Source organism: Hydrocoleum sp. CS-953 (genome assembly GCF_002260545.1).
GTDB lineage: Bacteria > Cyanobacteriota > Cyanobacteriia > Cyanobacteriales > Microcoleaceae > Trichodesmium.
On sequence record NZ_LGSU01000774.1, the window covers coordinates 1 to 4,588 of the forward strand.

2 protein-coding genes and 1 pseudogene are annotated in these 4,588 nt (G+C 39.7%); all 3 read left to right on the plus strand.

Annotation, left to right across the window (positions count from 1 at the left end):
• Positions 1–383 precede the first annotated feature (383 nt).
• Positions 384–1,913: molecular chaperone DnaK (gene dnaK / locus AFK68_RS09485; protein ID WP_143437736.1), on the plus strand; the 1,530-nt coding region annotated here is incomplete at its 3' end.
• Between the two features lies 1 nt (position 1,914).
• Positions 1,915–2,541 (plus strand): annotated as a pseudogene (locus AFK68_RS09490) (Hsp70 family protein); the annotation flags it as partial.
• Positions 2,542–2,900: 359 nt separating this feature from the next.
• Positions 2,901–3,902 (plus strand): DnaJ C-terminal domain-containing protein, encoded by a 1,002-nt coding sequence (locus tag AFK68_RS09495; protein ID WP_094672503.1) that lies wholly within the window; start codon positions 2,901–2,903, stop codon positions 3,900–3,902.
• The last annotated feature ends 686 nt before the right edge of the window (positions 3,903–4,588 follow it).

Consider the following 4,588-nt stretch of genomic DNA (forward strand, 5'->3'; position numbering starts at 1 on the left):
AATTATTTGTATATCTATAATCCTTATCCTTCGTAAACAAGCTTTGAATATAAATTTTATATCTAATTAATTTTGCATAACTACTTAAAATTTTTAAATCCTCCATCAAAAATGTCTTACCTATAACAAGAGAGCCCTTAATATAGATTAGTATAGTGAGGCAATCCTCAAAAGACCAAAGAATTTGACACGATAAAATAATTAACAAAAGGATAGAACAAAAAAACTAAGGCATGGGCAAAGTAGTCGGCATAGATCTGGGTACAACAAACTCCGTAGTATCCGTCATGGAAGNGATTAGTATAGTGAGGCAATCCTCAAAAGACCAAAGAATTTGACACGATAAAATAATTAACAAAAGGATAGAACAAAAAAACTAAGGCATGGGCAAAGTAGTCGGCATAGATCTGGGTACAACAAACTCCGTAGTATCCGTCATGGAAGGCGGAAAACCAATCGTAATAGCTAATTCAGAAGGAATGCGGACAACACCATCTGTAGTTGGCTTCACGAAGGAAGGAGAACGAATAGTGGGACAAATGGCCAGAAGGCAAACAGTTCTGAATCCTCAGAACACCTTCTACGGAGTCAAACGATACATTGGACGTAAATACTCTGAACTATCCCCAGAGTCAAAGCGTGTTCCCTATACCATTCGTAGGGATGAATTCGGCAACGTCAAAATCAAATGTCCTCGAATGAAACGAGATTTTGCTCCAGAAGAAGTCTCAGCTATGATACTGCGGAAACTAGCAGATGAAGCAAGTCGCTATCTGGGAGAGGAGGTAACAGGAGCAGTAATTACCGTACCAGCCTATTTTAATGATTCCCAAAGACAAGCTACTCGTGATGCCGGGACTATTGCGGGCCTAGAAGTTAAACGTATTCTCAATGAACCAACAGCAGCATCTCTGGCTTATGGATTAGAAAATACAGAAAATCAGGTAATTCTGGTGTTCGATTTGGGTGGAGGTACATTTGATGTTTCAATCTTAGAAGTAGGAGATGGAGTATTTGAAGTCAAGGCTACCAGTGGAGATACTCAACTAGGGGGTAACGACTTTGACCAACGAGTAGTAGACTGGTTAGCCGAACAATTTCTAGAGGCAGAAGAAATAGACTTGAGGAGCGATCGTCAAGCTTTACAAAGGCTGACTGAGGCTGCAGAAAAAGCCAAGATTGAATTATCTGGGGTTGGGGTAACAGAAATTAATCTCCCTTTTATTACTGCCACAGCAGATGGCCCTAAGCATCTGGAAACTAGGCTGACTAGATCACAATTTGAAGGGCTTTGTGGAGATTTAATTCCGAGAATCCGACGTCCTGTAAAAATGGCCTTAAAAGATGCTGGTATAAGTCCCTCTATGATTGATGAGGTAGTATTAGTTGGTGGTTCAACTCGGATTCCTTTTGTTCAAGATTTAGTTTACTCTCTGATAGATAGAGAACCAAATCAGGGAGTTAACCCTGATGAAGTTGTGGCAGTGGGGGCAGCTATTCAGGCTGGAATTTTAGGTGGTGATGTACGAGATGTGTTACTTTTGGATGTTACTCCATTGTCTGTGGGCTTAGAAACTATTGGGGGAGTTATGAAAAAACTTATTCCTCGGAATACTACTATACCAGTTCGACGTTCTGATATTTTTTCTACTGCTGAAAATAATCAGACTTTAGTTGAAATTCATATTATTCAGGGAGAACGAGAAATAGCTGCTGATAATAAGTCTCTCGGAAAATTTAAGCTGACTGGTATTCCTCCTGCACCACGGGGTGTACCTCAAGTACAAGTAGCTTTTGATGTTGATGCCAATGGTATTTTGCAGGTTACGGCAATGGATAAAACTACTGGTAGGTCTCAAAGTATTACTATTCAAGGGGCTTCTACTTTAAGTCAGCAGGAAATTAGTCAGATGNCCACGGGGTGTACCTCAAGTACAAGTAGCTTTTGATGTTGATGCCAATGGTATTTTGCAGGTTACGGCAATGGATAAAACTACTGGTAGGTCTCAAAGTATTACTATTCAAGGGGCTTCTACTTTAAGTCAGCAGGAAATTAGTCAGATGATTCGGGATGCGGAAAAATTTGCTGAAGCAGACCGACTCAAGCGGGAGCGGGTAGATAAGCGTAACCGGGCTGAGGCTTTGGCCTTTCAAGCAGAACGACAACTCCGAGAGGTGGCCTTGGATTATGGGATGCAGTTTGCAGCTAGAAGTCGTCAACGAATTGAAATGTTGATTCGGGAACTGCGGGATAGTTTGGAACAGGATGATGAGCGGGGTATCGATCAGGTCGGGGTTGATTTACAAGATGCTCTCTACGATTTGAAGCGTGAGATTTCAATTTACACTTCTGAAGAAGGTGATGATGATTTCTTTGGTTCTGTACGCCGGACAATATCTGGTGACGATCGTAAACCTAGGGAGCGTTATGATTATGAAACTAGAGTTTATAGTCGTCCTCCTGATCGAGTCAGTTCTAATCGTCCTAGTCGTTCTTATCAAAGTAAAGATTGGGATGATAATGATGATGATTGGCTGTAAATATTGTGGATTTTAGATTGGGGAGGAGATAGTTGAATTTAGAATTTAGAATTTAGAATTCAGAATTCAGAATTCAGAAGTTAAATTCTGACTGTGACTATATTTGAGAATTTTATAATTGAATTGGTATACCCCTATGCGCAAGTCGAAATTCAAAATTCAAAAGTAATCTCTGAGTAAGTTTTTCCTACTGAAATGCTCTGCAAACAGGACTGACCAATGTCCTAGCCTATTTGCGTACTGCTGTAATAGCTGTATTTTTGCTTTCAAGTGAGAAGTCTAACATCTGCTACCATTTTGGTTGAAGGAGTCAGAGAAAATATTTATAGTTAACACTATTTATAAGTTTAAGTTAGTAGATGCAAAACTTTCGGAATTATTATCAGATTCTAGATGTTTCTAAAGATGCTTCAGTGGATGAAATTAAGAAAGCATATAGGAGACTGGCGCGACAATTTCATCCAGATGTAAATCCAGGCAGTAAAGAGGCAGAAGAAAAGTTTAAAGATATTAATGAAGCCTACGATATTTTATCAGATTTAGAGAAACGGGTAGAGTACGATAAATTTATTCGATATTGGAAACCGAAGGGAATTGCTAGTAGGATGGGGGTGCGGGTTCCTGATTTTAGAAATTGGGGAGATAGTCTTTCTGGGAATGGAGGTAAGTCAGAGAAGGATGTTGATGTTAGTGATTTTTCAGATTTTAATACTTTTGTAGACCAATTGTTGGGTCGTCGTCGGGAAGTTAGGACTCCAGCGACAGCAACAAAACCAAAAACTCAGCCATCAAATGTTTATCGTCCTGGTCAGAAAAAGGCTGTTTATAAAGCAACGGAACGGGAACCAAAAAAGGATATTGAGGCTAGGTTGACTTTGCCTTTGGAAAAGGCTTATGTGGGAGGGATTGAGAAAATACGCTTGGAAGATGGGCGGTCGATAGAGGTAAATATGCCGGCAGCTATGATTAGTGGTCAAAGAATTCGTCTGAAAAATCAAGGTCTTGGTGGGGGAGATTTGTATCTGAAGATTACGGTTGCTCCTCATGGTTTTTATCAGTTGGAGGGGGCGGATATTTTTTGTGAGTTGCCTATTACTCCTGTGGAGGCTGTTTTGGGTGGGGATATTGAGGTTCCGACTTTGGATGGTTGGGTGAAGATGAAGTTGCCGGCGGGGGTTGTTTCTGGTCAACGTTTACGACTTGCTAGTAAGGGGTATCCTGATGGAAGGGGCGATCGTGGGGATCAGTTGGTGGAGATTAAGATTGTCACTCCGAAGGAACCTAGTCAGGATGAGTTGGAGATATATCAGAAGTTACGGGAGATTGAGAGGTTTAAACCACGAAAAGATTTACCTGTTTGATTTGGCTTAGGGTGAGTGTTGGGGTGTGGGATGTTTGGGATGTTTGGGATGTTTGGGGAGATTAACAAAAGAATGCACCTTTCGAGCACACATCAATTTTCTCTTGGAGGTATTTTTTTCTTAGTTGAATAAAAAGTCATGCTTAGGTACGAGTTACATCCAATGTATTAACTCTATCACAATTTTTGGCAGGATGCAACATGACTACTCTCTTAAAACTTGGACATTTTTTTGAAGCCCCAGAAAATGATAATTAATTTGTAATTTGAGGCGATCGCTCACAGTTGTCAGATGGAAAATTTTTGCTTATACCAGTTTGATAAATGTTTGCTACAAATAGCTAGGGTAATTTTTAGGAGTCAGGAGGTAGGGACGTTGCATAAGGGCGTCCGTACGGAGTCGCATGGGAATGGCTTTAATATAGTTTTTTAGGTCATACATCATATTTTTTGTCCAAGGGACATCTCCTGTTAAGTCTTTTTATCGCTCTTACTATTGGTAACATTCTTTTTTCAAAATGGTATTAGAGATATAGTTTTTCTGAGTTGAAGAGTAATACCATGTCCGGTAGCATCGGTATTGTATAGTGAAGTTCATTAATTGATAATTGATAATTGATAATTGATAATTGATAATTGATAATTACCTCTGGTTAAAACCGTTACGGAATTGAAGATAAGGAAATA